The organism is Pedobacter sp. Leaf216, from assembly GCF_001421515.1.
Taxonomy (GTDB): domain Bacteria; phylum Bacteroidota; class Bacteroidia; order Sphingobacteriales; family Sphingobacteriaceae; genus Pedobacter.
In genome coordinates, this window is the sequence record NZ_LMKM01000002.1 from 63,064 (window position 1) to 84,136 (window position 21,073).

The following is a 21,073-nucleotide window of genomic DNA, read 5'->3' on the forward strand; positions in this document are numbered from 1 at the left end:
AGATTGCTTCGTCTTTCCTTCTCGCAATGATAATTTGGTTGGTGTCACACCGACCAACAAAAAAAAGATTTTTAATAACTTGAATATTTCAATAAATGATCAATTTCATCGAAATATCTTATCTAAAACATGGTAATGAAAGGCAAAAGCAAGCTTTCAGGATATTAACCGACAATAAAATTTTAGCTAAACTTTATGCCTATCATCCAATCCTGGTAGGTACCATCCCAATTAATATTGATATCGAAAACAGTGATCTGGATGTTATTTGTGAAGTTTCTGATAAAGCTGAATTTAATGCCGAACTAAAGGCGCTGTTTGGAACTGAAAAAGGCTTTACCATCTCTGAAAGCCTAAAGTTTGATGCCATTAAAGCAAATTTCATAGTCGATAACTTTGAAATAGAAATATTCGGGCAGAACAAACCCACAACACAACAAAATGCCTACCTCCACATGCTAGTCGAACATAAATTACTTTTAGAAAAGGGAGAAGCATTTAGGCAAGAAATTATCACTTTAAAACAAAAAGGTTATAAAACGGAACCTGCATTTGCCAAGCTATTAGGCCTTGAGGGAGATCCATACCAAGAATTGTTGAAATTACTATTCTAGCGGCTCGCTAATGCCAGATCAGCCAGCGAGATACCGTCATTCACAACCTGATTGGGAATCGGAATGTCTTGGTAGATCATGGAGGTTAAAATTCCCACCTGCGCGAGCATGACGACCGATTATTGAAATAGCCAATTCTCATCTGGGATTCGAATTTCATCATATCTTATTTAAAATATTATATTTGGAATACAAAAACCAAATAGTATGAAATTCTACCATGCCCTATTACTGCTCGTTATAATCAGCAGTTCAACCTTTGCACAAAAAAGCCTTTTTAACGGTAAAAATCTGGATGGTTGGCATGTTGATGTTCCAGCGATGGACAAAAAGCCTGATACCATTAATCCATTCATAGTACGTAACGGAATGCTGGTAAGTTTAGGTACTCCCGGCGGGCATTTAATAACAAATAAAATTTACAAAAATTATCAGTTAACCGTGCAATACCGCTTCGCTGGCAAACCAGGCAATTGCGGCGTTTTAGTACATGCATCAACACCCAGAGCTTTATATGGTATGTTTCCTAAATCGCTTGAAGTACAGATGCAACATAAAGATGCGGGTGATTTCTGGTGCATTGAAGAAGATATTACTGTACCTGATATGGTTGCAAGGCGAGGCCCCAAAGAAAACTGGGGTGTAAATGGTGATAAGCTTCGCCGTATTAAAAACTTGACCGATGGCAGTGAAAAACCACTTGGTGAATGGAATACCATGATTATTCAATGCTTAAATGATGAAGTTAAAGTTTGGGTTAATGATGCATTGGTAAATTATGGCACAAAGTGCACGGTAAGTAGCGGCCAAATTGCATTGCAGGCAGAAGGCAGTGAAGTAGAATTCAAACAACTGGATTTAAAACCGATTAAGGCGCTGTCTAAATAATCTGACTTCTATTAAATTTTTAGCCTCTTTGCCTAACACGACCGTTATGCTGAACTTGTTTAGCACCTTTCCTGCTTAATAGACCCTGAAATAAATTCAGGGTGACGAAATCAAGGTGTTAATTTCATTTTCGGGCAAAAAAAAGAAGTCAAGTTTTTATAGCACACTGGCCATTAAAACTTGACTTCTTTATAAAAAATGTTTTAGTCTATATACCCAATAATAATCTAGCTGGATCTTCTAATAATTGTTTCACACGAACCAAGAAACCAACTGACTCGCGTCCATCGATAATTCTGTGATCATAAGATAACGCAACATACATCATCGGACGGATTACCACTTCACCTTTTTCAGCAACAGGACGCTCAACAATGTTATGCATACCTAAAATAGCCGATTGTGGCGCATTAATAATCGGTGTCGACATCATTGAACCAAACACGCCACCATTTGTGATTGTGAATGTTCCACCAGTCATTTCTTCGATGGTTAATTTGCTATCACGTGCTTTTAAAGCCAATTCCAATACCGATTTTTCAATCTGCGCTAAAGTCATGCTTTCTGCATTACGGATAACCGGAACAACTAAACCTTTTGGAGCAGATACGGCAATAGAAATATCAGCGAAATCATTGTAAACCAATTCTTCACCTTCTATACGACCATTAACAGCCGGGAAATCTTTTAAAGCTTCGGTAACTGCTTTAGTAAAAAAGCTCATGAAACCCAAACCAACACCAAATTTTTCTTTAAACTGGTCTTTATATTTTCCGCGTAAATCCATAATCGGCTTCATGTTAACCTCATTAAAAGTGGTCAACATTGCGGTTTCATTTTTAACTGCAACCAAGCGCTTTGCAACTGTTCTGCGGAGTGGAGACATTTTTTCACGACGCTCGCCTCGGCTACCAGCAGGTATAGCAGCAGCTATCGGGGCACTCTGTTTCGGTGCTTCTGGTTTTTTACCTGCTTCCGCCTTAACAGCATCATCTTTTGTAATACGGCCATCAACACCAGTACCTTTTACAGCACCAGCTTCAATTCCTTTTTCTGCAAGAATTTTACCGGCAGCAGGAGAAGGAGTTCCTGTAGCGTATGAGTCTTTTGATTCGGCAGCTTTAGGTGATTCAGCTACTGCAACCGGGGCTTGTGCATCAGCCTTAGGGCTTTCGGACTCTGCCTTTGGACTAGCAGCTGCACCGCCATCTTCAATTTTACAAACTACTGCACCAATGGCTAAAGTATCGCCTTCGGCTGCTATGGTTTTTAAAGTTCCAGCTTGTTCTGCAGTTAATTCGAATGTAGCTTTGTCCGATTCTAATTCGGCAATAACTTCATCCATTTCAACAACATCGCCGTCGTTTTTTATCCATCTTGATAAAACAACTTCGGTGATCGATTCACCAACAGGTGGAACTTTTATCTCTAAACTCATTTTTGTAATGTTATATTTTTCTATCTTCTAATAATCAATATCAAACGCTATGCTTTAAAACGCTTCGCGCACTGCACCTAATCGATCTGAACTAATTTTTTTGTTGCTTTTTTAGCAATATCCTTTACATCTTCTGTTACTGAAACTTCTAAAGCTTTAGCTAAAATGTAAGCCTGTTGGTTGGCATGTTGTTTTGCAAAACCAGTTGCAGTACTACTGCTTTCTCTTCTCGAAATTACATCAATACCTTTTAATGCAGTTTTGTACAACTTACGGAACAGATATGGCCATGCACCCATGTTTTCTGGCTCTTCTTGTACCCAGTAAACTTCTTTGGCATTTTTATATTTTTTCTGAATTGCTTCCATCTGATCAACAGGAGTTGGATATAATTGCTCTACACGAACAATTGCCACGTGTTTTAATTTATCAGCCTGTTGTTTTTCTAATAACTCATAATAAATTTTACCGCTACAGAAAACAATACGTGTTACCTCTGCAACTTTAACATTTACATCATCAATTAGCTCTTTAAAACCACCATCTGTAAATTCTTCCAATTTAGAAACACAGGCCGGATGGCGCAATAAACTTTTCGGTGTAAATACAACCAAAGGTTTACGGAAATCGCGTTTAAACTGACGGCGCAATACGTGGAAGAAATTGGCAGGAGTTGTACAATTAGTAACCTGCATGTTATAATCTGCACAAAGTTCCATAAAACGCTCAATACGCGCTGAAGAGTGCTCTGGTCCTTGCCCTTCGTAACCGTGAGGCAACAACATAACCAAGCCATTTTCGCGTTGCCATTTGGTTTCTGCACTTGCAATATACTGATCTACAACGATTTGAGCACCGTTAAAGAAATCACCAAATTGAGCTTCCCAGATGGTTAAAGCATTTGGATTTGCCATTGCATAACCATATTCAAAACCTAAAACGCCATATTCTGATAAATGCGAATTGTAAATATCAAACGGTGCCTGTTGATCTGAAATGTTTGCCAATGGTACATATTCTTCCTCACTATCTTCAAGCGTTAATACTGCATGACGGTGAGAAAACGTTCCTCTTTCTACATCCTGACCGCTTAAACGAACACGTTTACCTTCTGATAGCAAAGTACCATAAGCCAGTTGCTCGCCCATTGCCCAATCGAAAATATTGGTTTCGTTAACCATTTTGCTACGTTCGGCAAATAGTTTTTCGATTTTTTTGAAGAACTTTTTATTTGTTGGTAGCGTAGTAATGCGTTTACCAATTTCCAACAAAGTAGATTTTTTAACCGCAGTAACAGGAGAAGTTTCAAAATCTTTAGGTGTAGCCATACGCAAATCTGCCCATGCGCCACCAAATTTAACTTCGGCATTGCCTGCAACAAATTCTTTAGCTTCGTTTAAACGTTCCTGCAAAATACCACGGAAATCTTTCTCCATTTCTTTTGCCAAACCGGCTTCTAACTTACCCTCTTTTGTTAACTGATCGATATAAATTTCCCTGGGGTTAGGGTGTTTTTCGATGGTTTTGTATAATAATGGTTGCGTAAATTTAGGTTCATCAGACTCATTATGACCGAAACGACGGTAACAAAGAATATCAATAAAAACATCGTTTTTATATTTCTGACGGTATTCCATTGCTAAATTGATTGCATAAACCAAAGCCTCAGGATCATCACCATTAACGTGGAAAACCGGAGATAAGGTTACTTTAGCAATATCTGTACAATAGGTACTGGTACGTGCATCCTTATAGTTGGTGGTAAAACCAATCTGGTTATTAATTACCAGGTGAATGGTTCCTCCGGTTTTATAACCTTCAAGACCAGCCATCTGAATTACTTCATAAACAATACCTTGTCCGGCAACAGATGCATCTCCATGAATTAAAATTGGTGCTAAACGGCTGTTATCGCCACCATATTTAAAATCAATTTTAGAACGGCTCATCCCTTCTACCACACCATCAACAGTTTCCAAGTGAGATGGATTAGGACATAAGCTCAAGTGAACACTTTTACCTGAAACCGTAGTCACATCTGTAGAATAACCTAAGTGGTATTTTACGTCGCCACCAAATGGGGTGTCAGGATTGTAACTTTTGCCTTCAAATTCGGCAAAAATATCTTTGTAGGTTTTTTGCATGATATTGGCCAGCACGTTTAAACGACCGCGGTGAGCCATACCAATTACAAATTCTTCAATACCCAGTTCAGCACCTTTTTCGATTACTGAATCCAAAGCAGGAATTAAAGCTTCTGCACCTTCTAAAGAGAAACGTTTTTGCCCTAAGAATTTTGTTCCCAAGAAATTTTCAAAGCTTACAGCCTCGTTTAATTTCCGCAGAATGCGTTTTTTCTCATCAATAGAGAAATTAGGGGTATTACGTGCACTTTCCATCTTTTGCTGAATCCAGTTCAACACTTCTGGTGTACGTAAAAATTTAAATTCGGCTCCGATAGAACCTGCGTATGTTTGTTTTAAAAAGGCTACAATATCTTTCAACTTTGCAGCACCGATACCAATCTCTACACCAGAATTAAAAACGGTTTCTAAATCAGCATCAGATAAGCCAAAATTTGCAAGATCTAATGTTGGCAAATGTTTACGTCTTTCGCGCACCGGATTGGTATGCGTAAACAGGTGACCGCGGCTGCGATAGCCATCAATCAGGTTTAAAACATTAACCTCTTTTAAAAATTGTTCAGGAGTTTCTGCGGTTACTGCTGGCGCTTCCGATCCTCTTCCAAAGTCGAAACCTTCAAAAAATTTCTGCCAACCAAACTCAACAGATTCAGAATCTTGCTGATACGACTGATATAAAGACTCTATATATTCGGCGTTTGCGCCATTAAGATAAGATAATTTATCCATTATTAACTGTTTACTATAAGCACTACAAAATTAGAATTTTACCTTATATAAATGGCAAAAATCTCGATTAAAATAAATGAAAGAATTATAAATGGGTGAATGAGGGATTGGCATGACCTAACAGATAATAAATGGGCTTAATCCGTTAAAATTTAATCATTGAGATCTTACTCATTCAACACTCAATCATTTTATAATTCAAATACCACAATTACGATGCCCAAGTTAACGAGTAATTGCCTTTTGGATCGAGATTTTTTATATTTTTATCAAGATCGAAAACATTTTTCGATTTTTGATCGTTTCCTACTCCGGCTACATTTGCCCAATTGCCCCAATTGCTAGCGGGATTATAATCAATCAATTTTTCTTCAAAATAAGCTGCACCAAAAATCCAGCTTACCTCTAAATTATTAATCAGATATAAAGCAGCCGTTTGCCTGGCAATGTTAGAGATAAAACCGGTTTGGTTCAGCTCTGTCATCACCGCATCCACTACCGCAAAACCTGTTTGGGCATTTTTCCATTTATTGAAGTTATCCTGTTCATTCACGATATCAATCAAACCCTGACTGCCAAAACCATCAGGACTGAAAAAGGTATTGCCGTATTTTTTAAACATAAACCGGAAATAATCCCTCCAGAGCAAGCCCAATAAAATATGATTGAACATGGCTTTTGTGTTGGGCACCCCTTCCATTTTTTTGATTTCCCAATATACTTTCCGCGGAGATAAACCACCCATGGCCAACCAGGCTGATAATTTCGACGCTAGAATTAAGTTTTTGGTGGTTGCTGCCTGTTGCATAGCCACAATTACCTTTTGAAGATGGGCCAGGCCCTCAGCTTCGCCACCTACAAATTCAAAATCAGACCGTTGATCTTTTTGTGGTGGTGTAAGGTTTAAATCTGCTAATGAGGATAGTGTTCCCCAATCAATCACTTCGGCTACATTAATCCGATCGGGTGCGGCAAAACATGGCTTAATAATCGAATCGCGCTCAATTTTTTTCTTAAACTGGTTAAAGGCATCAGGAATATCCTTAATCGGAAATGGTAAATCTTCCTTATTATATAAGGTATGGCCAATAAAATGTTTAAGGTTGACGCGTAATTTCCAAAGTGCATTTTCTACTAAGGTAGAAACGTGTGTTTCTTCTCTTGCTACCTCACGGTGATGGTAAACTTCGGTAATTTCATATTCCTGAACAAGTTGTGGAATAATATCTTCAGGATTACCCTGCGCGATAAGCAAATTACCACCAATCTGTTTTAAGGAACTGCGTAAACCTAAAACACTTTCTAAAATAAACTGTGCTCTGATATTACCTGTTTTTAGCGTACCATATTTTGTTTCGCCGAAAGAGCGGGGATCCAGAATGTAAACAGGCAAAATCGAATCAGACTTAGCAATAGCTTCCACCAGCATTTCGTTATCATGCAAGCGAAGATCATTTCTAAACCAGACTAAAATTTTTTTGGACATGTTTTATCGAAAAGGGTGTAAGAACGCGAATACAAATTTATCTTATTTTTTGTCTACATCAAACCTCTAAATATTTCTTTACAAACAGGTAACAAAAGCATTAGAACGGAATTAATATCGCTAAAAATCGCTTCGAAAAAACCCTTTCGTATCTTTGTTGTTTAAAAATGATGGCAAAGAAAATTCTGATTACCGGTGCAAGCGGACTAGTGGGTACTGAGCTGAAAAAGCATTTAATAAGCAAAAATTATCTGGTGAACACACTTTCACGCAAGAAAGGTAATGATACAAACAGTTTTGTATGGGATGTGTATAAAGGAACGATAGATGCGGATTGTTTAAATGGTGTAGATGCGATTATCCACCTGGCTGGAGAACCTGTTGCAGATAAAAAATGGACAGATGAACGCAAACAGCAGATTATAGATAGCCGCGTAAAATCAACCGAATTACTTTCCGAAACCATAAAAGCTCAACCCGATCATCAGATAAAATCGTTCATTTCTGCTTCAGCAGTTGGTTTTTATGGCGATTGTGGAGATGAAATTTTAACAGAAGAAAGTCCGAAGGGTTATGGCTTTTTAGCAGATTGCTGTAAACTTTGGGAAAATGCTGTAGACCAAGGTAAAAAATTAAGTTTAAGGGTTGTAAAACTCCGTACAGGGATAGTTTTAAGCACTGATGGAGGCGCTTTACCTCAATTGGATAAACCAGTGAAACTTTTCGCAGGATCGGCCTTAGGTACGGGTAAACAATGGACGCCATGGATTCATATTGATGATATGGTAGAAATGTATGTAGATGCCATAGAAAACCTTAAAATGGAAGGTGCTTATAACGCCTGCGCGCCTTTTCCGGTTACGAATACTACATTAACCAAAGCCATCGCAAAAACATTACACCGCCCCTTCTGGCCGATCAAAGTACCAAAAAAAGCTTTGGAATTATTATTAGGAGAACGTGTAGATGCCGTTTTGATGAGCAACAATACCTCAGCACAAAAAATTTTAAATGCAGGATTTAAATTTAAATTCACACATTTGGATGATGCTTTAAAGGATTTGTACAAATAAATTACCGGGTTAATTGGTTTAATTAAGCCTAAGAAGCAAAAAACACACAACTATACTTTCCATGACTCCAATATCCATTTTCTGGTTCCGCCGCGATTTACGGTTAGACGATAATGCCGCCTTATATCATGCGCTTAAAAGTGAATACCCGGTTTTACCATTGTTCATTTTTGACAAGAATATATTAGATAAACTGCCTAAAGATGATGCCCGCGTAACATTTATTTATCAAACGATAGCCGATTTAAAGAAAGAACTTCAGCAGCAAGGGTGCGATTTATTGGTGAAATATGGGGAACCTGAAAAAATCTGGCCTGAGATTTTAAAAGCGTACAACATTAAAGCGGTATACACTAACCATGATTATGAACCTTATGCCCGCGAACGTGATGATAACATGGCGGAGTTTTTAAGCAGTGAAAAAATTACATTTAAAACCTACAAAGACCAGGTTATTTTTGAAAAAGACGAAATTTTAAAAGCCGATAAAACGCCATATACGGTTTTTACCCCTTTTTATAAACAATGGCAGGCCAAACTAAACGATTTTTATATTAAGGCCTATCCTACTAAAAAATACTTCAAAAATCTGTTTCAAAGCAAACATTTATCCGCCCCAACTTTAGCAGAAATGGGATTTGAAATGAGTAAGCTTGATTTCCCGAAAATAAGTTATAAAAACAAACTTGATGATTATGCCAATGAACGCGATTATCCGGCACTGGATGGCACCACACATATTGGTTTGCATTTGCGTTTCGGCACTTTAAGTATCAGAAAAGCTGTAAAAGATGCAATTGAAGCAAAATCCAACGTATGGCTTTCAGAACTCGCCTGGAGGGAATTTTATATGACCATTCTTTGGCATTTCCCTTACGCTGGTTTTAATTCATTTAAAAAACAATACGATAAAATTAAATGGCGAAATAACGAGGATGAATTTAAGGCCTGGTGCGAAGGCAATACCGGTTACCCTATTGTAGATGCCGGAATGCGACAACTTAACCAAACCGGCTGGATGCATAACCGTGTACGCATGGTTGTTGGTAGTTTTTTAAGTAAACATTTGTTGATTGACTGGCGCTGGGGTGAAACCTATTTTGCCGAAAAGTTGCTCGATTATGAAATGGCGAGTAATGTAGGTGGCTGGCAGTGGGCGGCAGGCTCTGGAAATGATGCTGCGCCATATTTTAGGGTTTTTAATCCTGAACTTCAGATCAAAAAATTCGACCCTAAGTTTGAATACATTAAAAAGTGGGTGCCAGAATTCGGGACAAAAAAATATGCCCAACCAATAGTTGAGCATACTTTTGCAAGGGAAAGGGTTTTAAAAGTTTTTAAAGAGGCGTTATCTAATTCGTAACGCCTACTATTTCAATATCGAAATCTAAAACAGAATTAGGAGGAATTGTCCCACTACCAGAGGTTCCATAAGCCAAATCAGAAGGAATTAACATTCTAAATTTAGTTCCAACTCTAAATTTTGGAATCATTATTTGCCAAGCTCTAATTAATCCAGTTAAAGTTGATGAGTAACCATCAGCGTTTGAGTCAAAAGACGTTCCATCTAAGGTACGACCAGTATATTTGATGTTTACAGTGCTTTCAATTCCATTTACCGGATCCCCTGTGCCTAATGTATTAACGATATAATAAATTCTACTCGGATCCTTTGTGGCAACAAGAGCTTTAGTAGTTATAAAACTTTGAATCTTTGCATCATCAAATAGCCATTGTTTACGATATGGATAAGTCTTAAGCGTTAAATCAAGGTTTTCATTAGAAGGAATTGGACCAGCACCGTTTCTACCAAATGCCAAATAGGAAGGCAACAAAATTCTAGCAGTACCACCTGGCTTAAGATGTAAAGCCGCTGTTCTCAACGCAGGAATATTGTATGTAATTGATGTAGACAATGATGACTGAAAAAAGGAATTTAAATAACCAACATAGGTACCCAAATTTCCATTTATAGGTGACTGAAGATAAGTTGAACCACTCTGCATTGATTTTACTGTAATATCATACAATACAGAATCTTTGTTTAAGAATAGTGTTTCATCAGTAGGGTTTGTAACCTGATAATAAAATCCTGTTCTATCAGGATCCGGCACCATTTGTGTTAAATTATTTTTTGATATATAAGCTTTTATAGCCGCGTCATCTATAGTTTGAGCAGTATCATACTCTTTTTTACACGAGCTGAAAATGGTGATAGCCAGTAAAAGCGTAAATAAGCTAAGTTTAGTAAAATTGTTCATTTATTATTGTACGTCTGTAAGTGTTATAGTTAAATTGGGCATACCAAAAATATAATATGTTTAAACTTAACCATCATCCGCAAAAATAAGCTTTTAATACGGATGCTACAATTTTTAACCTATTTTAACAAATAAGCACGTTATAAACATTTTAAAAATGAGGCTATTGCGCGTTCGAAAGCTGAATGGTAAAATCCAGAACTGAATTAGCCGGAATAGGACCTGTAGCGCTGCTGCCATAGCCTAAACTTGGTGGAACGATTAATCTAATTTCTCCACCTTTCTGGATTTTAGGAATACCGATTCTCCAGCCGGTGATTAATTCGGCAAGATTGAAAGTTTGCTCTTTACCACCCCCATTATCAAACACGCTGCCGTTTAACAATCTGCCTTCATATTTAATGGTGATTTTAGTATTGCTTGGATAAGCGAATGAACCAGTACCCGGCTTAATGATTTGATAATATAAGCCAGAATCATCTCTAACGGCATTAATATTATTTTGCTTGATGAAATCAGTAATTTGCTTTTCAGGATCTTCATCCTTTTTACAAGATGAAACTGCAACTACACATAAAAAGAGTACGGTAAGGAATCTAAATTTAATCATGGGGCGAAAATAAGATTTTAATCTCATATAGCTAAGTACTTATGATTTTTTTGAATACAGCTATCCTCAATTCAACCGCAGCGGAGAAATCTTTGAAATGGTTTTATAGCACTTTTAAAATATTTTCTCGACTACGTTGCTCTTCGCTCGAAATGACGACAAGTGGAAGAAAAACCTCTATAGAGCTATCGTCATTCGACCGCAGCGGAGAAATCTTTGAAATGGTTTTATAGCACTTTAAAAGATTTTCCCGACTACGTTGCTCTTCGCTCGAAATGACGACGAGTGGAAGGGAAACCTATATTTAGCTAGCGTCATTTCGACCGCAGCGGAGAAATCTTTGAAATGGTTTTATAGCACTTTAAAAGATTTTCCCGACTACGTTGCTCTTCGCTCAAAATGACGACGAGTGGAAGGGAAACAAAAAAGGTTTAGTGCCTGAGTTGATGCACCCAAACCCTAAACCTTTAACCTCACACCTTCTACCCTTAAAAAATATATTTATTCGCTTCAATAAGTTGTTGTGCAACTCTCTGGCGGGCATCTTTAACATTAAACGGCTCTACTTTAGTAAAACGGCGTAAACCCACCAACATCATACGTTGCTCATCGCCTTCGGCAAAAGCCCAAAGTGCTTCTTTACCTGCTTTGGCAATCCCATCTACGGCTTCAACTAAATAAATGCGTAATAAATCCAGCTGACCAGCTGATGCTTCCTCACCACGGGTACTTACTAACTTTTCCGTTCTCAATAAGGCTGATTCAAGCACGTATACATAACCTGCCATATCGGCAATATTCATTAAAATTTCCTGCTCTTTGCTTAAAGTCATCATCAACTTTTGTACTGCAGCACCGGCTACCATTAAAGTTGCTTTTTTCAAATTCGCCAATACTTTTTTCTCTGCTGCAAACAAGGTAGTATCCTCTTCACCAAAATCGGGGATGCTCATTAGCTCGGCGGCCACTGCGGTAGCTGGTGTCATTAAATCCAATTCCCCCTTCATGGCACGTTTCAGCATCATATCAACGGTTAATAACCGGTTGATCTCATTCGTTCCTTCAAAAATCCTGTTGATCCGCGCATCGCGATAGGCTCTATCCATAGGTGCATCGGCACTAAAGCCCATACCACCGTAAATCTGTACGCCTTCATCAACAGTATAATCTAAAGCTTCAGAACCCCAAACTTTTAAAATGGCACATTCCACAGCAAATTGCTCTACTGATTTTAACCTGGCCTTACCAGATTCCATTCCACCGGCAACCAATTGGTCGTAAGTATCATCAATATTTTGTCCTGCACGATAGTTTGCAGCATCAACAGCATATAGTTTAGCTGCAATTTCTGCAATCTTAAAGCGAATGGCGCCATATTTCGAAATCGGGCGACCAAACTGGATCCGCTCATTGGAATAATTAATGGCTGTATTTAAAGTTGCTTTTGATGCACCGATAGCCGCGGCAGATAATTTAATACGGCCAATATTTAGAATGTTTACCGCTATTTTAAACCCGTTTTCTCTATCACTCAACATATTCTCAATAGGTACGGGGCAATCGTTAAAGAAAACCTGACGGGTTGATGAGCCTTTAATACCCATTTTATGCTCTTCAGGATTCATGGTGATGCCACCAAAATCTTTTTCTACAATAAAAGCAGTTAAGTTTTTGTCATCATCTATTTTAGCAAAAACGATAAAAATATCAGCAAAACCACCATTGGTAATCCACATTTTTTGTCCGGTGATGATATAATGTTTACCATCCTCGCTTAATTTTGCTTTTGTTTTACTAGAGTTGGCATCCGAACCCGAATTTGGTTCAGTTAAGCAATATGCAGCTTTCCACTCTCCTGAGCCCAACTTAGGGATATATTTGGCTTTCTGCTCTTCATTTCCATAATATAAAATCGGCAAAGTACCAATACCGGTATGTGCAGAAAGTGCAACAGCAAAAGAGTGGCCGGCACCTACAACATCGGCCACCAACATAGAGGTGTTGAAGTTTTTACCAAAACCTCCATACTCCTCTGGTACCGATACGCCAAGAATACCCAGTTCGCCAGCTTTGGTTAAAAGTGTTGGCATTAACTCAGGATCTTCCTGTTTATCTATTTTATCTAAATTGGGGTAAACTTCTGCCTCCAAAAAATCGCGACAGGTTTGTGCAATCATTTGTTGTTCTTCATCAAATTCTTCAGGGATAAATACTTCCTGATAAGTGGTATCCTTAATTAAGAATTCGCCACCTTTAATTGTTCTTTTTTCAGTTGTTTCCATTTTTATGAGATTTGAGAAATGAGATTTGAGATTTGAGACCTGCTCAAAATTCAAACTCAAATCAGTAATGTTATTTTTTATGATGCGTCATGCTGAATTTATTTCAGCATCTTTCCTGCTAAGCCACTTTGCAATTAGACCATACTTAGCATTTGCTTACTCGGTTGTGATTGCTTCGTACCTCGCTATGACGATCTGTCTATAAAAGTTCAAAAATCCCCGCAGCTCCCTGCCCCGTTCCTACGCACATGGTTACCATTCCATATTTCTTGTTCTGCCTTTTTAGCTCATTCATAATCTGAACGGTAAGTTTTGCTCCTGTGCAACCTAACGGGTGCCCTAATGCAATAGCGCCTCCGTTTACGTTTATCACATCAGGGTTTAAATCCAATGTTCTGATCACCGCCAATGACTGCGACGCAAAAGCTTCATTTAATTCAATTAAATCGATATCTTCTTTTCTTAAACCAGCTTGTTTTAATGCTTTTGGAATGGCCTCAATCGGTCCGATACCCATAATCCTCGGCGGAACGCCTGCAATGCCATAACTCACTAACCTGGCAATTGGCTCGGCATTAAGCTCTTTCATTTTCTTTTCTGAAACCACCAATACAAAGGCTGCACCATCGGATGTTTGCGAAGAATTACCTGCCGTAACGCTTCCTACTGCATCGAATACAGGTTTCAGTTTGGCAAGTTTGTCCAAAGTTGTATCTGTACGCGGACCTTCATCGGTATCAACAACATATGAACGTGTTTTCTTTTTAAGATTATCATCCAAGTAATTTTCATTAACTGTAATGGGTAAAATACCATCTTTTAAATGACCGTTTTTTATGGCATGAATGGCTTTCTCGTGTGATTTCAATGAAAAGGCATCTTGATCTTCGCGACTCACATTATATTCTTTGGCCACAGCTTCGGCCGTTAAACCCATTCCCCAATACCAGTCGGGATTATTTTTAGCAACTTCTGCATTTGGCACTAATTTCCATCCACCAAAAGGCATTCCGCTCATTACCTCTACTCCACCGGCAATAATACAATCGGCCATGCCGGCTTTAATTTTGGCAACCGCTGTTGCAATGGTATCTAAACCTGATGCACAATAACGGTTTACAGTAACCCCAGGCACCTTATCGGTATCCAAGCCCATCAGCGAAATCATACGGCCAATATTTAAGCCTTGTTCTGCCTCTGGTGTAGCATTACCTACAATTACATCATCAATCTGTTCATTATCTAAATTCGGAACCGATGCCACTAAAGCCCTGATTACTTCTGCGGCTAAATCATCAGCTCTTGTAAAACGGAATACGCCACGGGGCGCTTTGCCCACTGCTGTACGATATCCGGCTATAATATATGCTTCCATTGTTTAAGATTTGAGACTTGAGATATTAGATTTGAGACTTATTCAAACCAATAACTCAAATCGATTATTATTTTAGATTTGAGACATTAGATGTGAGACGTGAAAAGGTAATCTGTTTCCAATCTCACATCTAGTTTCTCACATTTTTTTCATATTAATTTTCTTTTCCAGCATTTGCTGGAAACCATAAGTCATTTTTTGTAATTCATCGATCTTAGACAGTAAAGGATCTAAAATCTCAGATTCGAGAATAGATAGCTTGTTAGCGATCACCAATTGTGTTTGTAACTCGTAAGAAGAGCCGTTGGCTATACCTAAAAAGTTGTTAAACTCTTTAACTGAATTTCTCCCGGCACCTTCGGCAATGTTAGATGGAATTGAGACTGCTGCCCTTCTTGACTGACTAATCAAACCAAAGCGTTCATCAGTTGGAAATGTTGATGTTGCCTTGTAAACATCAACAGCTAAATCGATAGCCTTATTCCAAATTTTTAACTCTTTTAAATTATTCATTTCTTTTATTTTAAAGCTTATGCTATAACCGAAGCGGCCTGTCTCAAATCTAATATCTCCTATCTCACATCTAATTCCTCAAAGGTTTCCCTTTTGTAATGATGCTCTGAATCCGCTCTAACGATTTGCGCTCTCCTGCGAGTGATAAAAATGCTTCTCTTTCGAGATCCAATAAATATTGTTCGGTTACTTCTGTTGGAGATGATAAATCGCCACCACACATTACATAACCCAATTTTTCGGAAATTTTTTTATCGTGCTCAGAGATAAAATGCCCTGCATACATACTATTTGCTCCTGCATATACAATTCCTAAGCCCTGCTTACCCAAAACTTTAATATCGTTACGCTGAACGGGTTTAGTATATCCTGCATCAGCCAGCTCTATTGCTTTTGCCTTTGCATCAGCCAATAAACGGTTACGGTTCATTGAAATTGAGAATTTATCTTTCTGAAGGTAACCCAGTTCGTAGGCTTCATAACCTGATGTAGAAACTTTAGCCATCCCTATCGTAAGGAAACGATCTTTCAGGGCATTTTGCACAATCTGATCATCCTTATATTCATCAGAGGCACGTAGCGCAAACTCTTTGGTACCGCCACCACCAGGTATAACGCCCACACCAAATTCAACCAAACCCATATAAGTTTCGGCAGAAAGCTGAACATGATCGGCATGTAAGCTAAACTCGCAACCACCCCCTAAAGTTAAATTATGTGGTGCTACTACAACCGGAATAGAGGAATAACGGATGCGCATGGAAGTATTCTGAAACATACGGATTGCCATATTCAATTCATCCCACTCCTGCTCTACGGCCATCATAAAAATCATCCCTACGTTTGCACCGGCAGAGAAATTTGCTCCATCATTACCGATTACCAAACCGCGGTAATCTTTTTCGGCCATATCAATTGCTTTGTTGATACCTGAAATTACATCACCGCCAATGGTATTCATTTTGGTGTGGAATTCTACATTCAGAATGCCATCGCCCAAATCGATAATCGAAACACCTGAGTTTTTCCAAAGGGTTTTATTTTCGCGGAGGTTATCTAAAATGATAAATTCGTCGGTTCCTGGTAAAGCTTTATAACTTTTGGAAGGAATATCATAATATTTTTTAACGCCGTTTTCTACTTTATAAAATGAAGTATTTCCGGCATCGAGCATTTCGTGCACCCAGGCCGCGGCTTTATTGCCATATTGCTCCATTCCTTCGATGGCTTCTTTTAAACCTACGGCATCCCACAGTTCGAAAGGACCAAGCTCCCAGCCAAAACCTGCACGCATGGCATCATCAATGCGGTATAACTCGTCTGAAATTTCTGGAATTCGATCTGAAACATATTCAAATAAACCAAAAGAAGAATGACGGAACAATTCGCCCGCTTTATCTTTCCCTTTGGCAAAAGTTTTCATGCGTTCGCGAAGGTTTTCAACCGGCTTGGTCATTTCTAACGTGGCCGATTTTACCTTTTGCTGAGGTTTGTATTCTAAAGTTTTTAAATCCAATGCAAGGATTTCGGTTTTACCATCAGCAGTTTTAGTCTTTTTATAAAAACCCTGTTTGGTTTTATCGCCCAGCCATTTATTTTCTTCCATTTTCTGCACATAAGCAGGAAGTTTAAACAAATCGTGTGCTTTATCATCCGGGCAATTATCATAAAGACCTTTGGCCACTTTAATCATGGTATCCAAACCAACCACATCTGAAGTACGGAAAGTAGCCGACTTCGGTCTGCCTAAGGCCGGGCCAGTAAACTTATCTACTTCTTCTACCGTTAAATCAAGTTTATCAACCAAATGCAAAAGTGCCATAATTGAATAAACGCCTACACGGTTGGCAATAAACGCTGGTGTATCTTTACATAAAACAGTTGTTTTACCTAAAAACTTATCACCATATTGCATCAGGAAATCAACAATTTCTGGCTGTGTATGTGGTGTTGGAATAACCTCCAGTAATTTTAAATAGCGGGGCGGATTAAAAAAATGGGTTCCACAGAAATGTGATTTAAAATCATCGCTTCTTCCTTCAGCCATTAAGTGGATTGGAATACCTGAAGTATTCGAAGTAATTAATGTACCTGGTTTGCGGAATTGCTCTACCTGTTCGAAAACTTTTTTCTTGATATCCAGATTTTCAACCACCACTTCTATTACCCAATCGTAACCGGAAATTTTAGACATATCATCATCAAAATTTCCTGTTTTGATTTTATTTAATGCTTTTTTGCTATAAACCGGCGAAGGGTTTGTTTTTACAGCTGTTTGCAATGCTGTGTTTACAATCCGGTTTTTTACCGCTGGGTTATCCAGTGTTAATCCTTTTGCCTGCTCTTCGGGGCTCAAATCTTTTGGGGCAATATCCAACAGCAAAACCTCAACCCCAATATTGGCGAAGTGGCATGCAATACGCGAACCCATAATACCCGAACCTAAAACGGCAACTTTATTAATGCTTCGTTTCATTATTATTTGCTTTTCAGTAGTTTGACAGAACTATTTTTATGTAATAACCTATCAAACAGGTTTGATTATTATATTTGTTAATCAACAGTATAGGCTACTGTGATATCATTTAGTTTTATCAATAGATTTATAAAGGTTTCTTTCTCTTTTTTAGAGAAATGCTCATCCAGATATTCATTAAATTTCCGAACTACACCTTTGGCCAATTGCTTTTTCTCCTTACCGAAATCTGTAAGAAAAACCTTCACCGAGCGTTTATCTCCGGCAGAAGTTTCGCGATAAATAAGATTAGCTTCTTCCATGTTATTCAACATCCGCGATAGGCTGGTAGCCTTTACCCCAAGCAAGCCCGCTAAATTTGAAACTGCTGTTCCTTCAGCATCATCTATATTAATAAGCATGTAACCAATAGCCTGCGTAATGCCAAAACTGGAAGCCATTTGGTTGTACTTATTAAACATATTTTGCCAGGCAAACTTAACGTGGTAATCTATGGTTTGTTGTTGTTTCATTTTGCTAATTTATTATGCTTGCATAACAAAGCTAACGAATGTATTTTGTTAATGCAAGTAGAAAATTTAAAATAATTGTTAAAATTTTTCTATAATAGACGTGCACAATTGAAAACGTTTTACTATGCTAAAAGTTAGATTAATAACCTGCCTAAGTATCTTTATTTTATGGACCACGGTTTGCCACAGCCAGGTATCGTATTTTGGAGGCGCACTTTTAAACAGCCAGAAATTAGAGACATTTAAAAAAACAACTACCTTATTTACGCTTCAGTATACCGATTATGCCGAATTGGAGAAATTTGATCAGGCGATTAAAAAAAACTGGACAATTACCCCTTATAAAATCATCAAACCTGAAGAGCTTGCCCGCTATGATACGCTTGCTAATTATTCATTTTTCTACTTTGACGGTTACAATGAGAAGCTGGATACTACAACCAAGGTAAATGTAGTTTATGCATTAAAATTAATCACGCCATCTAAAAAACCTAAAATTAAAGAAGAAAGCATCCTTGCTACGGTTACGCTTTTTGCGGATCAGAATACGAATTTGCTGATTGAAACGCAAGACCAGCAATTTGGCTCAAAAAGAAGTATAAAAAGCAATCTTTTATCTAACCTATATAATAAATCAAGCTTTTTAAACTGGTCGCCGGGCTTTTTAACCGGATATTTAAAGCAGATTAACGATGGATTGCTGGCCAACGAAAACAGCAGCATTGATTACCAATTTTACAATAAGGTACGCTTACCTGCGCTGGCAAAAGAAACACTTTATGTACCTGAATACATTAAGCAGGTATTTTCGTCGAGATTAACGCTTTTGCCTCCATCAGGCACCATTGCAGAGCCTTACAACTACAAGCTTAAATTTGTATCGTATAAAGTGCTTGATAGCTTAATTCTGAACAAAGAAAATAGTGTTAAATACCTGGTTTATACACAACGATCCAACGATAAAATAATTAGTATTTACGATAGTAAGGATGATAAAATTATTTATCAGCGATTTTATCCGCAATCGCTGAATTTTGAAATGAATGATTTGAGCGAGATTAAAAAAGTTATTGTTTCGCTTAAATAAAAAATTGGTGAGCATTTAATAGAATAGTTGCCATTACTGAAGAGGAACAATAAGCCATCTTAAAACGATCGCTTTAACTATAATAGTAAGGTTGCTTCAGCTAAAAAGCCCGCCAGCAATGACGACCATGTTGCTTAAAACCTTTTAAACAAAAAAAGTCCCGATTTGCATCGGGACTTTTTATTGTGTTATTAAAAAACAGACTAGTAAAGTGTAAACTCTACACGACGGTTTTGTTGACGACCAGCTGCTGTTTTATTGGTAGCAATTGGCTGACCCATTCCGTAACCTGTAGCCTCAATACGTGATGCATTTGCACCTTGAGAAACTAAATAAGCTTTTACAGATTCTGCTCTATCTTTCGATAAACGCAAGTTTAATTCTTTAGAACCTGTATTATCAGTATGACCAGCTAATTTTAAGCTGAAGTTTTTCTGAACCAATAATGCAGCAACTCTATTTAAAGAAGCATAAGATTTAGAACGGATTGTTGCTTTACCTAAATCGAATTCTAAGTTTTTAATCGCTTCCCTAACTACTTTACGATCTTCTTCTGTTACGATTACTTTTTCAACAACTTTTTCTGGAGTTTTTAATGGACAACCAGAACCGTCTACTACAGTACCTGCAGGAGTATCAGGACATTTATCTAATTTATCTGCAACACCATCACCATCAGTATCTTTCAGGATATCATTCATTTCTGAACGTAATTTTGCATTTTCAGCTTTTTGAGCATCTAAATCAGATTTTAAACCATCTGCAGTTTGTTTTGCTTTTAAAGCTTCATCATAAGTTAAAGCAACCGGATTGTGGAAAGCCAATTGTTTTCCGCTACCCAAAGCAAATTCTAAACCTGCATATGCATAGTTGTATTTATCACTTCCGTTTTTGTAATAACCATCTAAGTTATCACCATCAAGGAAGTTGATTGTCCAACCTAAATCAAAATTAACAGCGTCTGAAATTTTAAATTTAGCACCTAAACCTACCGGAATAATTAATTCGTGGATGTTATCACCACCACCAAACTCCGAAGTTCCGGCGGCAGTTGTAATTGTTGGTTTGTAAGCAGCAATACCAGCACCTGCAGAAGCATATAACTGTAAAGCGTTCTCTTTTTTAAACATATCGATATTGAACATGTTTACTACTGCATTTAAACTTCCTGAATACGATAATTCTGTATCGAAAGCCTTTACAGGTGAATTGTTAACCAATCCACTTTCATAAGGTTCGGTATTATCACCTTTTAATTTTCCACGTACTCCATCTAAACGTAGTGAGAAGTAAGGTGTAAATTGTTTTTTAATGTAAAGGCCGTAACCTAAGCTCGATTTGTTGTTACTAAAATCATTTTTACCTCCTAGCGGAGAAAGTGGAGTTAAAACTCCTGCATTAACACCAATCGACCATGTTCTGAACGTTGCTGTTGAAGTTGCAGGGCTCTCCTGAGCTGAAGCAACCGATCCGATTAATAAACCAGCGAGTGCAACTGGTAGCGTTTTGAATAGTTGTAATTTCATATTTTTCTATTATAACGTTGAATAAGCGTTGCCCATCCTTTACAATAGCCATACCAAAA

General features: G+C 37.9%; 16 protein-coding genes. 5 read left to right on the top strand and 11 right to left on the bottom strand.

Annotation, left to right across the window (positions count from 1 at the left end; translation table 11 throughout):
- Positions 1 to 95: 95 nt before the first annotated feature.
- Complete coding sequence (locus ASE74_RS01390) at positions 96 to 614, top strand: DUF4269 domain-containing protein (protein ID WP_055903198.1); 519 nt, start codon at positions 96 to 98, stop codon at positions 612 to 614.
- A gap of 207 nt (positions 615 to 821) precedes the next feature.
- Positions 822 to 1,502 carry a DUF1080 domain-containing protein gene (locus ASE74_RS01395; RefSeq protein ID WP_055903200.1) on the top strand — a complete coding sequence of 227 codons (681 nt, stop codon included), beginning with the start codon at positions 822 to 824 and terminating at the stop codon, positions 1,500 to 1,502.
- A gap of 208 nt (positions 1,503 to 1,710) precedes the next feature.
- Here ASE74_RS01395 and odhB read toward each other — a convergent pair whose 3' ends face one another.
- From odhB to ASE74_RS01410, 3 genes are all read right to left on the bottom strand, one after another.
- Positions 1,711 to 2,940, bottom strand: coding sequence for a 2-oxoglutarate dehydrogenase complex dihydrolipoyllysine-residue succinyltransferase (gene odhB, locus ASE74_RS01400; protein WP_055903201.1), 1,230 nt, complete (start codon positions 2,938 to 2,940; stop codon positions 1,711 to 1,713).
- A 77-nt stretch (positions 2,941 to 3,017) separates the two neighbouring features.
- On the bottom strand, positions 3,018 to 5,813 hold the full coding sequence (locus ASE74_RS01405; RefSeq protein WP_055903203.1) for a 2-oxoglutarate dehydrogenase E1 component: 2,796 nt from the start codon (positions 5,811 to 5,813) through the stop codon (positions 3,018 to 3,020).
- 211 nt (positions 5,814 to 6,024) lie between these two features.
- Positions 6,025 to 7,299, bottom strand: a complete 1,275-nt coding sequence (locus ASE74_RS01410) for a DASH family cryptochrome (RefSeq protein WP_055903206.1) — start codon at positions 7,297 to 7,299, stop codon at positions 6,025 to 6,027.
- 167 nt (positions 7,300 to 7,466) lie between these two features.
- Between ASE74_RS01410 and ASE74_RS01415 the strand changes: the two genes are divergently transcribed.
- Entirely contained in the window at positions 7,467 to 8,372 is a 906-nt protein-coding gene (locus ASE74_RS01415; RefSeq protein WP_235525982.1) for a TIGR01777 family oxidoreductase, read from the top strand.
- A 61-nt stretch (positions 8,373 to 8,433) separates the two neighbouring features.
- Entirely contained in the window at positions 8,434 to 9,735 is a 1,302-nt protein-coding gene (locus ASE74_RS01420) for a deoxyribodipyrimidine photo-lyase (protein ID WP_055903208.1), read from the top strand.
- Here ASE74_RS01420 and ASE74_RS01425 read toward each other — a convergent pair.
- From ASE74_RS01425 to ASE74_RS01455, 7 genes are all read right to left on the bottom strand, one after another.
- Positions 9,725 to 10,633, bottom strand: coding sequence for an FKBP-type peptidyl-prolyl cis-trans isomerase (locus tag ASE74_RS01425; RefSeq protein ID WP_055903210.1), 909 nt, complete (start codon positions 10,631 to 10,633; stop codon positions 9,725 to 9,727). The genes ASE74_RS01420 and ASE74_RS01425 overlap by 11 nt on opposite strands.
- 163 nt (positions 10,634 to 10,796) lie before the next feature.
- Entirely contained in the window at positions 10,797 to 11,243 is a 447-nt protein-coding gene (locus tag ASE74_RS01430) for an FKBP-type peptidyl-prolyl cis-trans isomerase (RefSeq protein WP_055903211.1), read from the bottom strand.
- A 488-nt stretch (positions 11,244 to 11,731) separates the two neighbouring features.
- Entirely contained in the window at positions 11,732 to 13,525 is a 1,794-nt protein-coding gene (locus ASE74_RS01435) for an acyl-CoA dehydrogenase family protein (RefSeq protein ID WP_055903213.1), read from the bottom strand.
- A 199-nt stretch (positions 13,526 to 13,724) separates the two neighbouring features.
- Positions 13,725 to 14,900, bottom strand: a complete 1,176-nt coding sequence (locus ASE74_RS01440) for an acetyl-CoA C-acyltransferase (RefSeq protein ID WP_055903215.1) — start codon at positions 14,898 to 14,900, stop codon at positions 13,725 to 13,727.
- A gap of 138 nt (positions 14,901 to 15,038) precedes the next feature.
- A complete protein-coding gene (locus ASE74_RS01445; RefSeq protein ID WP_055903217.1) occupies positions 15,039 to 15,413 on the bottom strand; it encodes a four helix bundle protein in 375 nt (124 codons plus the stop codon).
- Between the two features lie 70 nt (positions 15,414 to 15,483).
- Positions 15,484 to 17,889, bottom strand: coding sequence for a 3-hydroxyacyl-CoA dehydrogenase/enoyl-CoA hydratase family protein (locus ASE74_RS01450; RefSeq protein WP_055903219.1), 2,406 nt, complete (start codon positions 17,887 to 17,889; stop codon positions 15,484 to 15,486).
- A 77-nt stretch (positions 17,890 to 17,966) separates the two neighbouring features.
- Complete coding sequence (locus ASE74_RS01455) at positions 17,967 to 18,401, bottom strand: MarR family winged helix-turn-helix transcriptional regulator (RefSeq protein ID WP_055903221.1); 435 nt, start codon at positions 18,399 to 18,401, stop codon at positions 17,967 to 17,969.
- Positions 18,402 to 18,525: 124 nt separating this feature from the next.
- Between ASE74_RS01455 and ASE74_RS01460 the strand changes: the two genes are divergently transcribed.
- Complete coding sequence (locus ASE74_RS01460) at positions 18,526 to 19,488, top strand: hypothetical protein (protein WP_055903223.1); 963 nt, start codon at positions 18,526 to 18,528, stop codon at positions 19,486 to 19,488.
- A gap of 203 nt (positions 19,489 to 19,691) precedes the next feature.
- Here the strand turns inward: ASE74_RS01460 and ASE74_RS01465 are convergent, their stop codons facing one another.
- Positions 19,692 to 21,014: an OmpA family protein gene (locus tag ASE74_RS01465; RefSeq protein WP_055903225.1), complete on the bottom strand. Its 1,323-nt coding sequence runs from the start codon at positions 21,012 to 21,014 to the stop codon at positions 19,692 to 19,694.
- Positions 21,015 to 21,073 lie beyond the last annotated feature (59 nt).